At 45.9% G+C, this 15,672-nt stretch carries 18 protein-coding genes; 7 read left to right on the top strand and 11 right to left on the bottom strand.

The features are described 5' to 3' along the window. Window positions 1-3 precede the first annotated feature (3 nt). Window positions 4-1,281 (top strand): flavohemoglobin expression-modulating QEGLA motif protein, encoded by a 1,278-nt coding sequence (locus AABA75_RS01640; protein ID WP_338290650.1) that lies wholly within the window; start codon window positions 4-6, stop codon window positions 1,279-1,281. Here the strand turns inward: AABA75_RS01640 and AABA75_RS01635 are convergent. The 4 genes from AABA75_RS01635 to AABA75_RS01620 all read right to left on the bottom strand — a co-directional run bounded on the left by AABA75_RS01635 (window position 1,278) and on the right by AABA75_RS01620 (window position 4,001). Then, window positions 1,278-2,468 carry an acyltransferase family protein gene (locus AABA75_RS01635; protein ID WP_338290648.1) on the bottom strand — a complete coding sequence of 397 codons (1,191 nt, stop codon included), beginning with the start codon at window positions 2,466-2,468 and terminating at the stop codon, window positions 1,278-1,280. The two genes, AABA75_RS01640 and AABA75_RS01635, sit on opposite strands and share 4 nt — an antisense overlap. Window positions 2,469-2,496: 28 nt before the next feature. Further along, window positions 2,497-3,096 carry a CIA30 family protein gene (locus AABA75_RS01630; RefSeq protein WP_338290647.1) on the bottom strand — a complete coding sequence of 200 codons (600 nt, stop codon included), beginning with the start codon at window positions 3,094-3,096 and terminating at the stop codon, window positions 2,497-2,499. A gap of 446 nt (window positions 3,097-3,542) precedes the next feature. Further along, complete coding sequence (locus AABA75_RS01625; protein WP_338290646.1) at window positions 3,543-3,794, bottom strand: hypothetical protein; 252 nt, start codon at window positions 3,792-3,794, stop codon at window positions 3,543-3,545. 24 nt (window positions 3,795-3,818) lie between these two features. Continuing rightward, window positions 3,819-4,001: a hypothetical protein gene (locus AABA75_RS01620; protein WP_338290645.1), complete on the bottom strand. Its 183-nt coding sequence runs from the start codon at window positions 3,999-4,001 to the stop codon at window positions 3,819-3,821. A 152-nt stretch (window positions 4,002-4,153) separates the two neighbouring features. On the opposite strand from AABA75_RS01620, the gene AABA75_RS01615 reads away from it, so the two are divergent. Beyond that, window positions 4,154-5,761, top strand: a complete 1,608-nt coding sequence (locus tag AABA75_RS01615; protein WP_338290644.1) for an RNA polymerase sigma factor — start codon at window positions 4,154-4,156, stop codon at window positions 5,759-5,761. A 1-nt stretch (window position 5,762) separates the two neighbouring features. Here AABA75_RS01615 and AABA75_RS01610 read toward each other — a convergent pair whose 3' ends face one another. Together AABA75_RS01610 and AABA75_RS01605 are read right to left on the bottom strand one after the other, a co-directional pair. Beyond that, window positions 5,763-6,266 carry a hypothetical protein gene (locus AABA75_RS01610; RefSeq protein ID WP_338290643.1) on the bottom strand — a complete coding sequence of 168 codons (504 nt, stop codon included), beginning with the start codon at window positions 6,264-6,266 and terminating at the stop codon, window positions 5,763-5,765. A 19-nt stretch (window positions 6,267-6,285) separates the two neighbouring features. After that, complete coding sequence (locus tag AABA75_RS01605; RefSeq protein ID WP_338290642.1) at window positions 6,286-6,789, bottom strand: RNA methyltransferase; 504 nt, start codon at window positions 6,787-6,789, stop codon at window positions 6,286-6,288. A gap of 166 nt (window positions 6,790-6,955) precedes the next feature. On the opposite strand from AABA75_RS01605, the gene AABA75_RS01600 reads away from it, so the two are divergent. Further along, window positions 6,956-8,212 (top strand): DUF2254 domain-containing protein, encoded by a 1,257-nt coding sequence (locus tag AABA75_RS01600; protein WP_338290641.1) that lies wholly within the window; start codon window positions 6,956-6,958, stop codon window positions 8,210-8,212. Between the two features lie 12 nt (window positions 8,213-8,224). On the opposite strand, the gene AABA75_RS01595 is transcribed toward AABA75_RS01600, so the two are convergent. From AABA75_RS01595 to AABA75_RS01580, 4 genes are all read right to left on the bottom strand, one after another. Beyond that, window positions 8,225-8,785 (bottom strand): redoxin domain-containing protein, encoded by a 561-nt coding sequence (locus tag AABA75_RS01595; protein ID WP_338290639.1) that lies wholly within the window; start codon window positions 8,783-8,785, stop codon window positions 8,225-8,227. Between the two features lies 1 nt (window position 8,786). Next, window positions 8,787-9,011 (bottom strand): DUF2945 domain-containing protein, encoded by a 225-nt coding sequence (locus AABA75_RS01590; protein WP_338290637.1) that lies wholly within the window; start codon window positions 9,009-9,011, stop codon window positions 8,787-8,789. Continuing rightward, complete coding sequence (locus tag AABA75_RS01585; protein WP_338290636.1) at window positions 9,011-9,448, bottom strand: hemerythrin domain-containing protein; 438 nt, start codon at window positions 9,446-9,448, stop codon at window positions 9,011-9,013. The genes AABA75_RS01590 and AABA75_RS01585 overlap by 1 nt, the downstream gene beginning before the upstream one ends. Before the next feature lie 187 nt (window positions 9,449-9,635). After that, entirely contained in the window at window positions 9,636-10,448 is an 813-nt protein-coding gene (locus AABA75_RS01580) for an enoyl-CoA hydratase/isomerase family protein (protein ID WP_338290635.1), read from the bottom strand. 150 nt (window positions 10,449-10,598) lie between these two features. Here AABA75_RS01580 and AABA75_RS01575 point away from each other — a divergent pair, with 150 nt between their 5' ends. The 4 genes from AABA75_RS01575 to AABA75_RS01560 all read left to right on the top strand — a co-directional run bounded on the left by AABA75_RS01575 (window position 10,599) and on the right by AABA75_RS01560 (window position 14,720). After that, window positions 10,599-11,618: a GlxA family transcriptional regulator gene (locus AABA75_RS01575; RefSeq protein WP_338290634.1), complete on the top strand. Its 1,020-nt coding sequence runs from the start codon at window positions 10,599-10,601 to the stop codon at window positions 11,616-11,618. A 70-nt stretch (window positions 11,619-11,688) separates the two neighbouring features. Then, window positions 11,689-12,702 carry a sensor domain-containing diguanylate cyclase gene (locus AABA75_RS01570; RefSeq protein WP_338290633.1) on the top strand — a complete coding sequence of 338 codons (1,014 nt, stop codon included), beginning with the start codon at window positions 11,689-11,691 and terminating at the stop codon, window positions 12,700-12,702. Between the two features lie 114 nt (window positions 12,703-12,816). Continuing rightward, the gene (locus AABA75_RS01565) at window positions 12,817-13,236 is read left to right on the top strand and encodes a DUF2141 domain-containing protein (RefSeq protein ID WP_338290632.1); all 420 of its coding nucleotides are present in this window, start codon (window positions 12,817-12,819) and stop codon (window positions 13,234-13,236) included. Between the two features lie 8 nt (window positions 13,237-13,244). Next, the gene (locus tag AABA75_RS01560) at window positions 13,245-14,720 is read left to right on the top strand and encodes a carotenoid oxygenase family protein (protein ID WP_338290631.1); all 1,476 of its coding nucleotides are present in this window, start codon (window positions 13,245-13,247) and stop codon (window positions 14,718-14,720) included. Here the strand turns inward: AABA75_RS01560 and AABA75_RS01555 are convergent. After that, window positions 14,717-15,595 (bottom strand): LysR family transcriptional regulator, encoded by an 879-nt coding sequence (locus AABA75_RS01555; protein ID WP_338290629.1) that lies wholly within the window; start codon window positions 15,593-15,595, stop codon window positions 14,717-14,719. The genes AABA75_RS01560 and AABA75_RS01555 overlap by 4 nt on opposite strands. Between the last annotated feature and the right edge of the window lie 77 nt (window positions 15,596-15,672).

Below are 15,672 nucleotides of genomic sequence, written 5' to 3'. Positions count from 1 at the left end.
ATTATGAAAACACAACTCACCCAAGCCCATATCGCCAGCGCCATGGTGCTGTTAGAAGAGGCCGAACGCCCGGTACGGATCTTATCCCATCTTGGCTGGCCTGCCAGTATTCGCGAGCAGTTTTTAGCAGATGGCTGCAAAAAGATGCCACAGGTGAGTTACCCGGAATTTGATGCCGGGCAAGTTTGCGCCATTACCAACAAATTAGTACAACAATTCAGCCCTTTTGAAAAAGACCCGGTAGCCGACTGGATTTTGCGCCTGGCTAAAGACGTGGAAAGTGGTGCTTTGATGTTAGCGGCAACCGGAACGCCTGAGTTTCTGCAGCACTCCCGCACACTCTATGGTTTACCCAAAGATGCCCTGCCCGATGAGAACACCACTTGTCTTGGTCTGGCGAATCAATTTATCAATGCTTCTGCCACCTTTGCCAATTTCGATTTGGGTGCACCGGCACCCGCTTGCAACTTGGCGGAAACGGTAGCAGAAGAAATGCGCCGGGCGGTAAACAAGATGTTTGGTGATATCGCCCCTACAGTAGAGGTGGTGGAAGAGCTATCCGCCAATGCGCTGGCGGGACCCAATCGCATCCGCATTCGCAAAGCGGCCCACTTTACCGACCTTGATGTAAAAAGCCTGATAGAACACGAAGCCTATATCCATGTGGGCACCTCATTAAACGGCCTGGCACAGCCCCATCTTCCGGTGTTGGCCTACAGCCATCCGGCCAGTACTTGCACCCAGGAGGGTCTTGCAGTTTTTGCCGAGTTTATCAGTGGCAATTGGGAACTGGATCGTCTGCGTCGCCTCGCCGATCGGGTATTTGCGGTGCAAATGGCGGTTGATGGCGCCGACTTTCTGGACGTGTTTGGTTTTTTCAAGCAGCGCGGTATCAGTAACGAACAGGCCTTTGAAAACAGTCGCCGGGTATTTCGCGGTGGCGTATTAACCGGCGGTGCGCCTTTTACTAAAGACATCGTCTATCTGGATGGCCTGTTGCGGGTACACAGCTTTCTGCGCAGCATTGTCATTTCTGGTCGGGCGGACCTATTACAGCTTCTGTTCTGTGGCAAACTGGATATTGAGGACATTCCGGCGCTTGCGGTATTAACGGAAATGGGACTGTGCAAAGCACCACAGTTTTTACCGCCTTGGGCAAAAGACATGCGCTACCTGGTAAGCCACCTGGTATACACCACCTTTTTAAACAACGCCTACCAAAGCAAACTAAACGAGCATTACAACCAGATCATTAACACCTCACCCATTGTCGCAGATTAAGCAGATCTGCGCGGGCCGTTAAGTACTCGGCCAACAAAACTGTGGCGTACCATGAGATGATAACTCAGTAATCCAATAACCAAGGTTATCAAACTAACCAGAAACCACTTTACAAACCAGGGAACCGGCCATTCAGACACCCACACTTGCAACCACACCACGAAAGGTAAATGCACTAGGTATAACCAATAGGACGCATCTGCCACGTAGCGCATTGAGCCGCTTATTTTGCTAAACAACTTGCGGCATAGCCCAATACTTAAGGCCACCATCAACCACATGAACAGACTGCAAGCAAAAACAAATATCCCCTTGAACCAACTGTGGTACTCATGGCCGGCTTGCATCTCATAGGGGGATAGCCCAATCATTGCTATAGCACACACCAGAGTCAGGAATCCGTTTGACCAGCTGAGTTTAGAAAATGCATCCATGGCCTTAGGTACTGTGTGTAAATACCAACCAAACCCAAAAAAGCCAGCGTACAGCAGTGTTACTGGCACATGAGGCATCAAGGACTTATCGGGTGTATCGACACCCCAGCTTCGCATAAACCACAAAACGGGAGCCGTGAGTAACGCCAGTAACCAAAAACGTCCTTTTCCACTACTTAAGCATTTAAATAGATTCGCCAATAAGTGAGACGCATGTGAATATTCAAACCTAAGTTTGGCAAATACGCCCCGAATAGCGAGAGCGAACATAGAAATAAGCATTAGGTAATACAAAAACCACAAGTGGGTCCCCAGCAACAGGTTCTCCGGCAGTAACGCCATTGAGGCAAATCCCTGTGCAAGCCCGGCGAGAATATCAACGTCGCCTCGCATTGCTTGCGCTCCCATTTCCCATCCGGATACCAGCAATGGACGCAGTATCAGCCACCCCAGTAAAAATGGCACACCCAGGCGAATCAATCGGGATGCAATAAATGACCTTAAGCCGCGCCTTTTCATGGTCATGGCACTAAAAAATCCGGCCAACAAAAAGAACAGTTCCATGCGAAATGCATGACTGAGCAAAGCAAAAACACCAGCGACATTGCTGGTATTGATGTCCATAACAGCCCATCCGATAAACATCGGCAGATACGCGAGACTGGCGTGAAACAAAATACCCAGTAATAAAGCCAATGCTCTGACGGCATCCAGATAATCAAGTCGCTGCGGGGCTACTAATTGAGATTGCATGGTATTTCCACTCCGGGTTGACGCTCGCTTAGTAGAAGCTCACTTCGTCTAATTCAAATTCAAACTTGTCGGGCTGTAGGTCATAAGCAACAACACTCAAACTGTTAATGGTGGCGGTATTTAATGGGGTTTGCTCAGACCAGGCGCGCTTCATTTGCGCAAAAGGCACTTTTACTTCATGAAACCGGCCATCGGTTTTCACTACTACCGGAGCGGCATGGTAGTCAAAATTACTCACTTCGGTGCTGTTAGCAGAGAGCGAAATATTGCCTTTTAGCACTTTTATTAACAGTCGTATCCCTGCAAATTCGCTGACATCCAGCGCCTCACCATAGCTTGCCAATGGCAATACCGAACTCGCCCAGCCCGGCTGTCCGCGGGGCGGCGTGATATCACCGGAGGCTTTGAATTTACAGTTTTTAACTTGCTGCACTGCATGTGTTGTACCACCGGCTACGGTGTCATTCAGAAACTGTCTGGGCTGGCCAAATTTAGTTAACGTCGCATCGCAGAAATTATCTATAAGATGACTGGCTCTATCTGCATTCGCATAGCCAGCAAAACACAGCACAGTTGTTATCATTACTGTAATTAAACTCTGCTTGCCGTTTTTTAATCGTTGCTTCATGCTCTTCCTCTGTTAAAAAATCTAATCGTATTGAAAGCAACCATTAAGTGCCGTAGAGAAGTGAAAAAGTGACAGAAAGATTTATATTCGGGGAATTAGTTTTTTCAGACGAAGAACAGAGTTACCTGAAAATTGCTTCAGTGTACTGTAGAAAAATAAAGGTTAATGGGTCATTCGGGTAATGACCCGGGAAATTGTTTAAGAGACTTTCTTTGGCTTGAAGGAGAACATCATTATACCAGCAATGACTGCCCAACGAATCATACCGATTTCCTCTGCCACTGTTGAAAAAACAAGTAAATAACTTGGAATTACTAGCGCAGAGAGCACCAAAACTCGTAGTACACTGATCCTCATTTTATATGTTTCTTTGCATTCAGCACAAGTTTTGGACTTGGCGAATAACGCTTTGAAATAGCTCTCACTTGTTTGGCAATACGGACATTTCATTCCTCTACAACCTCGTATTGATAGATAGCGCTTTTTTGCACCAACAACGCCCTTGCTTCCTTGTAATCAATTTTGTAGTGATTTAAATCTAGTTTAAGTGTTTCCATAGGAACACGTGGCTCAAAAAACACATAGCGTTCATTAACGATCACTATCTCCTTAACATCCTGCCATTTAACAACCTGTTGTGACTCTTCAAAACCAAAAAAGACACCATCTTCTGTAAAAGTCAGACTCCTGGTTTTCACTTTTTTGTCTGCCCAATAAAACATCTACCCAAGAAGCGGGGCAAAAACAACCATCGGATAAGCAAACTTAGCCTTGAAAGATTGTGGGTGAGTAAAACTTTCTAAATTGATGATGGTGAACAATGATAATAAGAACAAAGGGATCGCAATAAAATACAATGCCCAAATCGGTCTTTGCCGATTATCAAAGCTTTTTTCAAATTTCATTACTCCGACTCATTTCAGAATTGTAGGCGCTCACAATAAAGCGAATATCTTGTCTTAGATTATGCATATTAAAGGCATTTATAAAATTTTCTGTCACTTTTACTGTAGGATAAGGCACCTACTATAAAGTAGTCATTTAACCGTACACCACTATGTTTAAATCCTTTAAATCAATGGCACAACGCCATGACGCTGAACTTGTAATGCATTCATTAGGTGGCGATCGCGAGGCCTTTTGTGAGATCGTCAGTCGCTACCAAAACCTGCTGTGTTCTGTTGCTTATGCAGCGCTTGGGGACCTTAAACAAAGCGAAGATGTAACTCAGGAGGCTTTTATCGAGGCGTGGAGAAAACTCGATACGCTGCGGGATCCTGAAAAACTGAAATCCTGGTTGTGCGGTATTCTGCGTTTTAAAATCAGCCACTATCACCGCAAAGAAACACAACAACCCACTAAACACGCCCAGGAGATTCAGGAAGACAGTGCAATGTCCGAAGGAAACCTCGATGATGAAGCCATTCAGGTGCAACAAGAAGCACTGTTATGGCGCGCCATCGCCAATATGGAAACCCACTACCGCGAACCCTTAATTTTGTTTTATCGTGAGCAACAGTCAGTGCAGGCAGTTGCAGAAAAGCTAGATCTGTCTGAAGACACCGCAAAACAACGATTATCTCGTGGTCGTAAATTATTAAAACAAGCCATGTCGGCCTTTGTGGAAGAAGCCCTTAAAAACAGTAAACCCGGCACCGCTTTCACCGCTGCCGTGTTCACTGCCATTAGCGGTATCGCCCCACCGGCGAAAGCAGCTGCCTTAGGTGCCAGTGCCACAAAAGCCTCTGGCGCATTTAGTCTCTCCGGTATCATCACGCTACTGGCTATTGCCTCGGGCTTCATCAGCGCCTTTTTTGGCCTGCGCGCCGGTCTGGATCAGACTCGTACTGAAAAAGAACGGCAATTGGTTATTCGCATTGTGATGCAATTTATTCTGGCTGCGGTGCTATTTACCTTGGGCATGTTGGGCACGAAGGCGCTGGCTTATAGCTTTCCCGCACAGGCAAAATTATTAGCCTGGTTGTCACAATATTGGGTGCTGATATTTGCTCTATTTTACTTTTATCTGGCGCGACGCATGCTGCAAAAACAGCGGCAGCTCAGAATGCAGGAGCGGATTTTTCAACCAGAATCATTTGCTCAAGAAGATCTAAAAGACACCAAAAGGTCAGAATTTAAAAGCAAGCTCACACTATTTGGCGTGCCGTTGGTGCATGTACAATTTGCAATGCCAGAAGAGGATTATCGGCCAGCCATTGGCTGGATAGCAGGTGGTAGCTATGCCAAAGGGCTACTATTCGCTTGGGGAGGTGTGGCTATCGCCCCCATCAGTGTCGGCATCATTTCCGTTGGAGTCTTGAGTATTGGTGCTATTGGTTTTGGGGTACTAAGCATGGGCACAGTAGCCATTGGGCTGTTGGCCTTCGGTGCATCCGCCATCGGTATTAAGGCCTGGTCTTCGCTATCTTCTCTAGGTTGGGAGAGTGCAATCAGTGGCGGCTTTGCTATCGCCAATGACGCGGCAGTAGGTGCCATTGCCTTTGCCGAAGAGGCTAATACCGAGATAGCAAGAGAGCTGGTGCAGCTTGCCTGGTTCCAGGAATTTCATCATTGGCCACTTGCTCTATTGGCCATTATGGTCATTGTACCTTCCATACTCTATGCCCGGAACGTGCGACAACGTATGGCACCACCGCGCAGATAGATTATAGAGCCTGTACTTGCGTAAGTTTAGCTCTGGCCACACGCTGTGAGAATTTATAGAAGACAAAAGTGATACAAATGAATAGTGCTATCTCGGTAAGAGAAAACTGCTCAAGATAGTCAACCGGCCAGCAAATTGCCGCCACAAAATTCATGATTTGTTCAATGAGTATTCGGATCAACATACCGATACCCAAGCTATCAATAAAGTCCGATAGCCCAGACCAGTCAGAGATAAAGTCCCGTACCTGACCGATTTCAATAAAAACTAACTGGATAAAAGCGATGATGCCGTAATAACCTCCTCCGAATTCCAGCCATTTGTCCAGAAATCCATTACCGGTTTTGTAGGGTCGTTTATTACCTTGAGCGTCCCTTTTCAGGGTTTTAGTTTTGACTTCATCAAACTCATCCCCCAAGCCTCGCTTATAAGCATAAAAATGCAAAGCAAACCCCATGGCAAATACCAGCGTGCTCATGTAAATGATGTGCCAAATCAGGTTCATAACAATTTAACTCTTAAGTTTAGAAAGCTTTGAGGCGGTTATTGTTGTCTCGGCTTTGTTGTACAAACTCAATACTACGATCAAAATCAGATTTTGCCAGTCTGTCGTATAGCACCACATTGACGGTTGCCGCCAGGTTCATACTGCCATGGGTGGGAATATAAACAACGTCATCGCAAGCAGAAACCAGCTCGGGGTTAACCGAAGCGTCTTCCGGGCCGAAAATGTAAAAGGCATTCTGCGGATGCTGGTAATCAGGCAGCGGAACAGCCCCTTCCACCAGTTCCACGACAACTTTTTTTGCCCCTTTAGGGGCCATGGCTAACAGATCATCCACCCCGATAGTAGGGATCTTTTGATGCATATTTTGGGTATCGGCATTAAATTCTTTCGCGTAGCGATAGCGATTTCCGGTGTAGAAAACTGAACTGGCACCATAACAACCCGCAGCTCTCAGGATAGAAGCGACATTACTCGCAGATTTGGGATTTTGCAGACCGATGCAAACAAAATTCTTATTCATAGAAGACACGTTAAAACTCAAAAAAATGCTCAGCCTCGTGCACTTTGCGGTAAGGTAAAGCACGTACAACATTGATATCACACACAATTTGCATCATGCTCTGAGGCAGAGCTATTCAGAAAACTATCATGTTATGTCTTTTCTACTGCAATTAAAAAGGCTGCTTGTGCAAAATCTTTGGTTTTTACCTCTCGTGGTAATGGCTTTAGTGTGTGGTTTATTCGGTGCCACTATCTGGCTGGATACCATGCATGTCTTAACCACGATAAAACCATTTAGCTTTTTTTATCAGTTAGATATCGATGCCAGTCGAGCTTTGATTGGGAAGTTGGCAGCAGCTATCATGACCATGGCAGGTATTGTCTTCTCGCTGGTGTTTGTGGCTCTATCTTTGGCATCAGGTCAATTCGGTCCCAGACTTCTGCAGCACTTTATCAGCGATAAAATGACCCAAACCGCACTGGGTCTATTCATCGCCACATTTGTATTTCAATCCCTCACTTTTTTATCACTTGGGGAAAATCTACCGTTCGATACGGTACCAGGTATCACACTGTCTTTAGCATTACTGATGGTGCTGATGTGCTTGTTATTTTTGGTGTTTTATATTCATCACCTTGCAAAAAGTCTACAGGCAGATGTGGTTGTTGATGGTATTTTCCAAAGGCTCAAAAACAAATTATTGAAAATAAAAGTCCCGAAGATAAAACAACAGGAAGCCATAGAGGCGACATTCAGCGAAGCAACACAAGGTAGGGTAAAGATTGCTCTGAAGCTCAAAGAATCAGGCTACATGCAGGCCATCGATAAAAATAAACTCAGTCATTATTGTGCGCAAAATCAATTATTCGTTTGCTGTTTGTGTAACCCCGGAGATTATATCGTTGCAGGTGAGCCAGTAGCGCACGTTTACGGTGAAGAGAATGCCGATGGACAAAATGAAGAGTTAGCTCGCTATTTTAAGTTGGGTGCCACAAGGACAGCGTTGCAAGACCTGGAGTTTGAAATTCATCAACTTACTGAAATCGCTATCCGCTCACTGTCGACAGGCATAAATGATCCTTTCACAGCGCATACCTGTATTGATAAATTGTCTGAGGTGGCGATCATCGTCACGAGCCATGGCTTGCCCTCACCTTTCACCTTAGATAAGCATCAAGAACCAAGATTACGGCTTCCCGCCCTGGAACTTCCGACAGTGTTTGAACACCTGTTTTCCGCCGTTATCCGCCACGGAAAAACCGATTTTTCCGTGGCAAACTGCTTTGTTGCAGCTTTTTTGCGTATTGCGCCTCACTGTAAAGCTGAGCTCGCACGCAAGGCGCTACAACAACAGGTGACCTTATTTCTTGCGCAACAACAAGGTAACGTTACCGACGCCGAACATGCACACTTCGTTGCTCGTTTGGCTGCAATTCAATAGCCCATAGCAGCACTATTCAGTGACGGTTCCTCTAATGGGATAATTGTTCTCAACTGTATATTTCAAGCCTTTCAACAACAATCCGATGTTAGGACGCATAAATGGCCCGCTGGCAATCTCAACTAATTGCACCTGACTATCTGGGTTTATTACCACAAGGGCCGGTTCAGAAAACTTGTGATCGGTTTCGGTATCACTTACGGGTTCTGAAATGTATAACCCCAATCGTTTCATGTCCTCTACACTGAGCTCACAAAACAGTGGGAAGCTAACCTCAGAAAGTGAGTCCTCGACATGTTCTTGCAGCTGCTCATTACTGTCACCGGATACCGCTACTATATCCATATTCAGTGCCTTGAATTCGTTTTGCGCTGAAGATAAGTCTTTCAGGAACCGAGTACAGATAGGGCAGTGCTTGCCACGGTAGAAAACGACAATTGTCCACCGTCCCCCGCGTGTATCGGGCTCTCCATTTTTCGGAGGGCCAACAATTAATGATGATTCACTGCCGTCCATTTGTTTGACGGTTACATCCGGGAAAGTGCTGCCAGCATCTATCTTGGTGGTTAACATTTTAATTTTCCTCGTGTTCGGTGACTTCCGAGTGACTTTTCAGCACCTCCGTGCCATCGCTCTGTTTAATCAAGTACGCAGGTGAAGACTCAGACCCTTTCCTTGTTACTTCCGAGCCCTTCAAAGTTTTAGTAACGTCGCCGGTGTAGACGGTATCGATTGTTCCCTCAGCGACCCCTTCTCCCCATTTCCACGTTACCTTGTCACCTGTGTTGAGCGTCGCCATTAGTGCAACTGCTCTTGCTTTTCATCTTCAAAGTCTTCAGCGAGGTCTTCTTTCTGCTTGGCGCTCAAGACATGACCCGCCTGCTGAAACACTTGTTGCTCTTCTTCCTCCAAGTGATGCAGTACTTTTTCTTGCAACTGTTTCATGTAGTGCAACCAAGCAGAAGAGCTCATATCTGTCTCTTCAAGGGTTTCAATCAGCTCATCAATCTCGTGATGTTCGTGGATACCGTGCCGAGATTGCTCTAATGTTCGATCAGAACCCATTAGTTTTTTGTAGAAGTGGCGTTCTTCTGCTGCTGCGTGGGCTTTTAACTCGTCCTTTAATTCTTCAAAGTGCTCTCGACGCGCTTCAGAATCGCCTGAGGTTTGCACCAAGATTTTCATTAATAAACGTTGTTTTTCGTGATCTTTGCGAATGGTTTCAAAAATTTCCATTGTGATCTCCCAATCTAAAATGAGTTCACAAAGGTATGTGCGATCTTCATGCCAGAAACATAAATTATTGTTTAAAAAGGATTTTATTAAGACCCATTACTCTTGAGAGCAAGCCAAGTGTAATAATTTCATACTGAGGCGAGTAAGATTTATAGAGAGCAGAAGGAATCCTTCTGCCCAAATCAATCTATAAATCAGTTTTGTTTTTGCCAACTCGGCCTTTGTCAGTTTTAGCCGCAAAGTTTTTCAGCAGCTCAGCCACTGGTGGATTAGCGGCTCCACTGTATCCAAGGAATGATTCATAGGCCAATTGATCATCTAAGCGTCGCCCAATCACTTCAAAGATAGTTTCTTTGGCAGAGCGCACCGCCCACTGATCATTGCGCAAAATTTTTGCAGCATATTCTTCGGCAGTGGCCATCAATTCAGATTGTGGTACCACCTTTGACACCATGTTTACTTGCAACGCCCGTTGCGCGCCAATGGGTTCAGCGGTGAGGTTCATTTCCAGCGCTATTCCCACACCACAGGTGTTTACAACTCGCACTATGCCACCATCTCCGTGGTGATAACCACGTCGTGGTTCGAAGGAACCGAATTGCGCATTATCTGAGGCAATTCGAATATCGCAAGCCATTGCCGTTTCCAGGCCTCCAGCAAGTGCCCAACCGTTGACCGCTGCGATGACTGGTTTGTAAATGCGATGCAAGCCCCGGGTCAGACCGCCGAGACCGTCTTTCATTTTATCTCTAGGGAACATCGCACTCTTGCCTCGTTGCACCCAATCCGTAGCGTGAGACTTGAGGTCAGCTCCCGCACAAAAAGCTTCATCTCCGGCTCCGGTGACAATAGCCAATTGCAGATTGTCGTCAGCATCAAAGTCCTGCCATGTTTGCCACAATAACTCGTGCATAGGCTCATCAATCGCATTCATCGCATGGGGACGATTTAAAGTAATGTAAGCAATCTTGCCGCGTTTTTCGTAAATGACTTCAGCCATAACAGGTATCCTCGTTTTTGTTGCCGATTCACCATTGAATCTGAAAACGAGTATCTAAAATTGCTCAAGGTTTGTAATTGGTCTAAAAAGACAAATGATTGGCGATAATCACTCACCATTAAGACAATTAAAGGGCATAAAGTCAGGAACATGAATGTACAATTACCTGTAGGAGTAAAACGCGTCGCACTTGTCGCCTTTAACGGTGCTACTGAACTCAGTGTTGGTGGTGCCAGAGACATTTTCAGCGCAGCCAATATGGTAGTGCGCAATCGCCTTGCGCCCTCTTCGAACATCTCACGTTCAAAACTGTCTGATGTCTATGTCGTCACTCAAGATGGACAGGCGGTGAAGTCATTTTCAGGTGCCACAATTCAAGCCGATTGCAGTATCGAATGCAGCCATCAATTCCAATTGATATTGATCACTGGGTTTTGGGGAGATGTGCGTCAAATCATTGCTGAAAATCAGCAGCTATTAGTCTGGCTGCGGGCTCAGTATCAGCAAGATGCCATTATAGGTTGCTTGCACGCTGGCAGTTATTTGTTGGCCGAAGCAGGACTATTGGATGACAAGGTGGCTACCGTTTACTGGCGCTTTGTGGATGACTTTAAAAAACGCTACAGAAAGGTCATTCTGATGCCAGAAAAAACCATCACTGCCGCAGGAAATATCTATACGTCTTCAGGGGTTAACTCCGCCATCGAATTGGCCAGCTTTTTAGTTGAAAAATTGTGGGGCACTGAGGTGGCACAAAAGGTCGCCCGAAATTTTTTAATGGACGTGCCCCGCATAAACTCAACTTTTGAACTCAAACTCAGCCAATATCGAGAGCACAATGACAGCCTGGTGCACAACGCCCAAAACTGGCTGGAAACCCACTTTTCATCGGACTTTATGATGGAAGAAGTGGCGGATAAAGCAGGCCTTAGTGTGCGAAATCTAACGCGGCGCTTTAAACTTAGGGCTGGATTATCGCCGAGCCAATATTTGCAAAAAGTTCGAATTGAAATTGCCTGTGACTTATTGCGCACCACCGAATTGAGTGTTGATCAAATTACCTTTCGGGTGGGCTATTCAGATGTCAGTTCCTTTTGTAAGTTATTTAAGAAAATAACAGGGAAAAGACCAGGAGAATTCAGAGCGCCCTCATCAGCAACAACAAAGTGATAGACGGGTGTAAAAATCCACACTATTGCCTATACTTTATTAGAAACATTACAGAAACAAAGTGTGCGTGATGCTAAACGAAGAAGCTTTGTCGCAAGCGATTCCACAAAGCAAGATGCTCAAGATCATAGAGGTGCAAACCGAAATCAGCAAAATCGGTATGGACTTGGGCATGGTAATGGCTATTGCCACCGATCGGGCCATGAAGCTGCTGGAAGCCCATGGCGCTGTGATAGAGCTGGCAGAAGGCGACGACATGGTTTATCGGGCAGCCTCCGGTCTTATGGAGCCTTGCCTGGGATTACGCTTATCCAGGCATTCCAGTCTCTCGGGTTTATGCGTTGAAAAAAGTGAGATACTTTATAGTGCCGATACTCTTGAAGATGACAGAGTAGATAAAGCGGCCTGCATAAGAGTGGGTATCGGCTCAATGATAGTGGTGCCTCTCAAGTACGAGGACAACTGCGTTGGTGTGCTGAAAGTGGCATCAAAGAATAAAGAGGCTTTTGGCGAGTCCGAAACCTGTATGTTGTCTCTCATGTCCGACATGCTGGCAGCTATCGTATTTCACGCCATTCGCTTTTCCACTGATGAACTCTATCGCCGTGCAACAGAAGATCCACTGACGGGCTTGGGTAATCGCGCCAAGTTTTATGATGTGTTACGGCAACAGCTCACCATAAGCGCCAGAAAAAATCTCAAGACCGCAGTGGTTATGTTGGATATGGACGGTCTGAAAAGCACCAACGACACTTATGGTCACAAAGCGGGCGATGCCATCATTCAAGCCTTTGCTGAGCGATTAACCAATTCAGCTCGTAGCATTGATACGATTGCGCGGTTAGGTGGCGATGAGTTTGCCATTATTCTTCCGGAGGTACGCAGTGTTCAAGATGTACAATGTGTAATTGAGCGTTTGCAGTCTAATTTGCAAACACCGTTAAACTGGGACGATGTGTCACTACCATTAAAAACCAGCATCGGCTTTGCCATGTATCCCACAGATTCAGATCAGATCAACAACCTTGTGGAAATCGCCGACCAACGCATGTATCAAGATAAGCGCGCCAAAAAAGCACAATAAGCTGACGTTCCTCCTGGCCAAAAGTCACCCCTGATATTCATGACTTTAGGCACATTCATCGCAAACCCATTTTGCTTATGATGGTGTTGAACTTAACACACCAGAGGTAAGATCATGTTTGCCAGAAAAATAGCCAGTTACGCCGCCATTGCCACCTTGTACTCAGGGAGCCTGATGGCTGCCAATGTCCATCTAGATATTACTGATATAGCCGCCTTGAATGGCGAGATTCTGGTAGTGTTATACGACTCTCCCGAAGATTACAGCCAATCTGGTGCGCCATTGGTATCACGTAAAATTCCAGCTAGTGCAGAAACTGTCAGCACAGCTTTTCAAGACCTGCCGGCAGGCGACTACGCCATCAAGCTATTCCACGATGAAAACAGCAACGGACAGCTGGATACTAATATGATGGGACTACCCAAAGAAGGTTACGGTTTTAGCAATAACGCCGGGCGCTTTGGACCCGCCTCCTATGAAGAGGCCAAATTTAGCGTTACTGAAGATACTCAAATCACCATTAAATTGCGCTAGGATTAGCTATGCAACGACGTCATTTTCTACAATCATTAGGCGCGCTGGGGGCGCTATCCGCTATGCCTGGAGTGCTGGCAAAATCAGCCACGGCTTTTAGCAACACCGACATTGATTGGTCTCTGGGTTTTCAATCGGTTCGTCAAACCCAATTCGACCCCTTGGCCATGTCATTAGAAGGCAAGCTGCCTGAAGATTTGCGAGGCGTCTTGTTTCGCAATGGACCGGCGTTATCTGAAAGAGGCGGCATGCAAACTGAGCATTGGTTTGATGGCGATGGCATGGTGCAACAGTTTGTGCTCAACCAGGATGGCATTATTCACCAAGGGAAAATGGTACAAACTGAACGCTTCCTGCGGGAAGAAGCCGCGCAGCGATTCTTGTATCAACACGCGGGTACCCACTTAGACAATACCCTGCCCGTTAGAAACAATGACACCACCAACCAGGCCAATATCGCGGTGCAGCCATGGAATGACGAGTTACTAGCCTTGTGGGAAGGTGGCTCGGCTTACCGACTGGACCCCGATACCTTAGAAACCCTGGGCCGGATGGATTGGCGGGAAGATATGATCCACATGCCCTTTTCAGCTCATCCGCTACCTGAGAAAGATGGCCTGTTGTGGAACTTTGGATTTGCTCCATATGCGGGTAAAAACGGTATGTTGTTTGTTTACTTGCTCTCGCAGGAAAATGGCATCCAAAAAGTGCAACCTGTTACCTTGCCAATGGCGGGATACATTCACGACTTTGCCCAAACCGAACAGCATCTGATTTTTTTGTTACCGCCCTATCAATATGAGCACGGACAAGGCCAAACCTATGTGGACAAATTTGCCTGGCGTCCAGAGCAAGCTTCGCGTTTATTGATCCTGGAAAAAGCCGACCTGGCAAAGCAGCATTGGTTTGAATTGCCCGCCGGTTTTGTCTTTCATTTTGGTAACGCCTGGCAGCATAAGCACGAAATTGGCGTAAACCTCTGCTGGTATCAAGATGCCAGTTTGATGCAGAGCAATAAAACTCAGCGCATTAATAACCAGCATCGCAGCCTGGATAAACAGGCCAAAGTCAGCACCATAATTGCCAATCTAAATAGCAAAAAGATTAAGCAATTCACTTCTGATGTCGTCATGGAATTTCCTTCTTTTGACGAACAAGGCTATTCCCACGGAACATCATTAACAGGCGTAGGGGTGCGACAAAAAACCGGTGTGCGCAATGATGCCCTGACCACATACAATCCGGATACTGGTTACGAAGAACACTTTGATTACCCTGAATATGTGGTGGCGGAAGAGCCCTTACTGATTTCGGGTAAAAACCAGAAGGACAAATATGTCATTCAAACCTTTTTGGATATGCGCAAACAGCAAACCGGATTAAACCTGTTTTTGCACAATGCCATCAGCGCAGGTCCCATAGTAACAGCCACTATGAAGCGCCATTTGCCGCTGGGATTTCATGGCAGTTTTATATCTGGTTAAAATTCAAAGTTCATCAGTTCTCCGAATATTTTGGGGAACGCCGCCTGGTCGATGGTAGTGGCATAAAAAGGCTCAAATGCCTCAGGAATTTCCTGATAAACCGACAATAACTGATTGTTAATTTCATCCTTTACAACAACTGGCGGCATTACCGCGCAGGCATCAGTATCGCGGGTTAACAGTCGCAACATGGCCATGTCATCCACTTCCGCCATAATTTTGGGTTTGTAATTATTGCGCATACAGAAAAATTCAAACGCAGAGCGAATGGCGGTGCCCTTGTTAGGTAGCAACCAGTGAACATCCTCATAGCCTATGGGGAAATCACTCACAGGCTTGATATCTGGGTGTCCGATAATAGCCACAGGTTGTTGCGCCACCAAATGCTGTTGTAAATTTTGTTCAGGCTGCTGTTCAGCAATAGAGCAATTGGTAAGCACAATATCAAAATCGCGCTTGTTTAAGCCTTTGAGCAAATTAGCCAAACCTCGGGTATGCAAAGAGAAGCTCACGTCTTTGTTACTCATTAGAGGTTTGATAAATGCCTCGACAAAATTTCGAGAGAGGTTTGTCATCACCCCAATAGAGAGATGATTGTCGGATTCAATCCCTTGACTGAGCAGCAGCTCCAGTTCTTTACCTTTGGCAAAGATATCCTGAGCATAGCCAAATACCCGCTTGCCGGTGTCGGTTAGTGATAATCTACGACCGTCTCGTAAAAACAATAGCGTGTCCATCTGATGTTCCAGTTGTTTGATTTGTGCCGACAAGGCAGATTGAGAAACGTGTAATTCCTTGGCGACATCGGTTAATTTGCCGTTCTTGGCTACCTGCCAGAAATAATACAAATGGTGGTAATTCAGTCGCTTAGACATATCGTTCTCTTTTGGCGAACATATAATTAAATTATATCTATTTTATTTAATATTTTTGTTTTGGCAAACTGCCGCCA

The sequence above is a fragment of the Planctobacterium marinum genome (assembly GCF_036322805.1).
Taxonomy (GTDB): domain Bacteria; phylum Pseudomonadota; class Gammaproteobacteria; order Enterobacterales; family Alteromonadaceae; genus Planctobacterium; species Planctobacterium marinum_A.
Note: the sequence above shows the minus strand (reverse complement) of the source record. Positions and strands in the feature narration are given on the sequence as shown.

Excerpts from the sequence above, each read along its gene's own strand:
- AABA75_RS01640 (WP_338290650.1), top strand. The coding sequence starts at position 4 with ATGAAAACACAACTCACCCAAGCCCATATCGCCAGCGCCATGGTGCTG.
- AABA75_RS01635 (WP_338290648.1), bottom strand. The coding sequence starts at position 2,468 with ATGCAATCTCAATTAGTAGCCCCGCAGCGACTTGATTATCTGGATGCC.
- AABA75_RS01630 (WP_338290647.1), bottom strand. The coding sequence starts at position 3,096 with ATGAAGCAACGATTAAAAAACGGCAAGCAGAGTTTAATTACAGTAATG.
- AABA75_RS01620 (WP_338290645.1), bottom strand. The coding sequence starts at position 4,001 with ATGAAATTTGAAAAAAGCTTTGATAATCGGCAAAGACCGATTTGGGCA.
- AABA75_RS01615 (WP_338290644.1), top strand. The coding sequence starts at position 4,154 with ATGTTTAAATCCTTTAAATCAATGGCACAACGCCATGACGCTGAACTT.
- AABA75_RS01610 (WP_338290643.1), bottom strand. The coding sequence starts at position 6,266 with ATGAACCTGATTTGGCACATCATTTACATGAGCACGCTGGTATTTGCC.
- AABA75_RS01605 (WP_338290642.1), bottom strand. The coding sequence starts at position 6,789 with ATGAATAAGAATTTTGTTTGCATCGGTCTGCAAAATCCCAAATCTGCG.
- AABA75_RS01595 (WP_338290639.1), bottom strand. The coding sequence starts at position 8,785 with ATGTTAACCACCAAGATAGATGCTGGCAGCACTTTCCCGGATGTAACC.
- AABA75_RS01590 (WP_338290637.1), bottom strand. The coding sequence starts at position 9,011 with ATGGCGACGCTCAACACAGGTGACAAGGTAACGTGGAAATGGGGAGAA.
- AABA75_RS01585 (WP_338290636.1), bottom strand. The coding sequence starts at position 9,448 with ATGGAAATTTTTGAAACCATTCGCAAAGATCACGAAAAACAACGTTTA.
- AABA75_RS01580 (WP_338290635.1), bottom strand. The coding sequence starts at position 10,448 with ATGGCTGAAGTCATTTACGAAAAACGCGGCAAGATTGCTTACATTACT.
- AABA75_RS01575 (WP_338290634.1), top strand. The coding sequence starts at position 10,599 with ATGAATGTACAATTACCTGTAGGAGTAAAACGCGTCGCACTTGTCGCC.
- AABA75_RS01570 (WP_338290633.1), top strand. The coding sequence starts at position 11,689 with ATGCTAAACGAAGAAGCTTTGTCGCAAGCGATTCCACAAAGCAAGATG.
- AABA75_RS01565 (WP_338290632.1), top strand. The coding sequence starts at position 12,817 with ATGTTTGCCAGAAAAATAGCCAGTTACGCCGCCATTGCCACCTTGTAC.
- AABA75_RS01560 (WP_338290631.1), top strand. The coding sequence starts at position 13,245 with ATGCAACGACGTCATTTTCTACAATCATTAGGCGCGCTGGGGGCGCTA.
- AABA75_RS01555 (WP_338290629.1), bottom strand. The coding sequence starts at position 15,595 with ATGTCTAAGCGACTGAATTACCACCATTTGTATTATTTCTGGCAGGTA.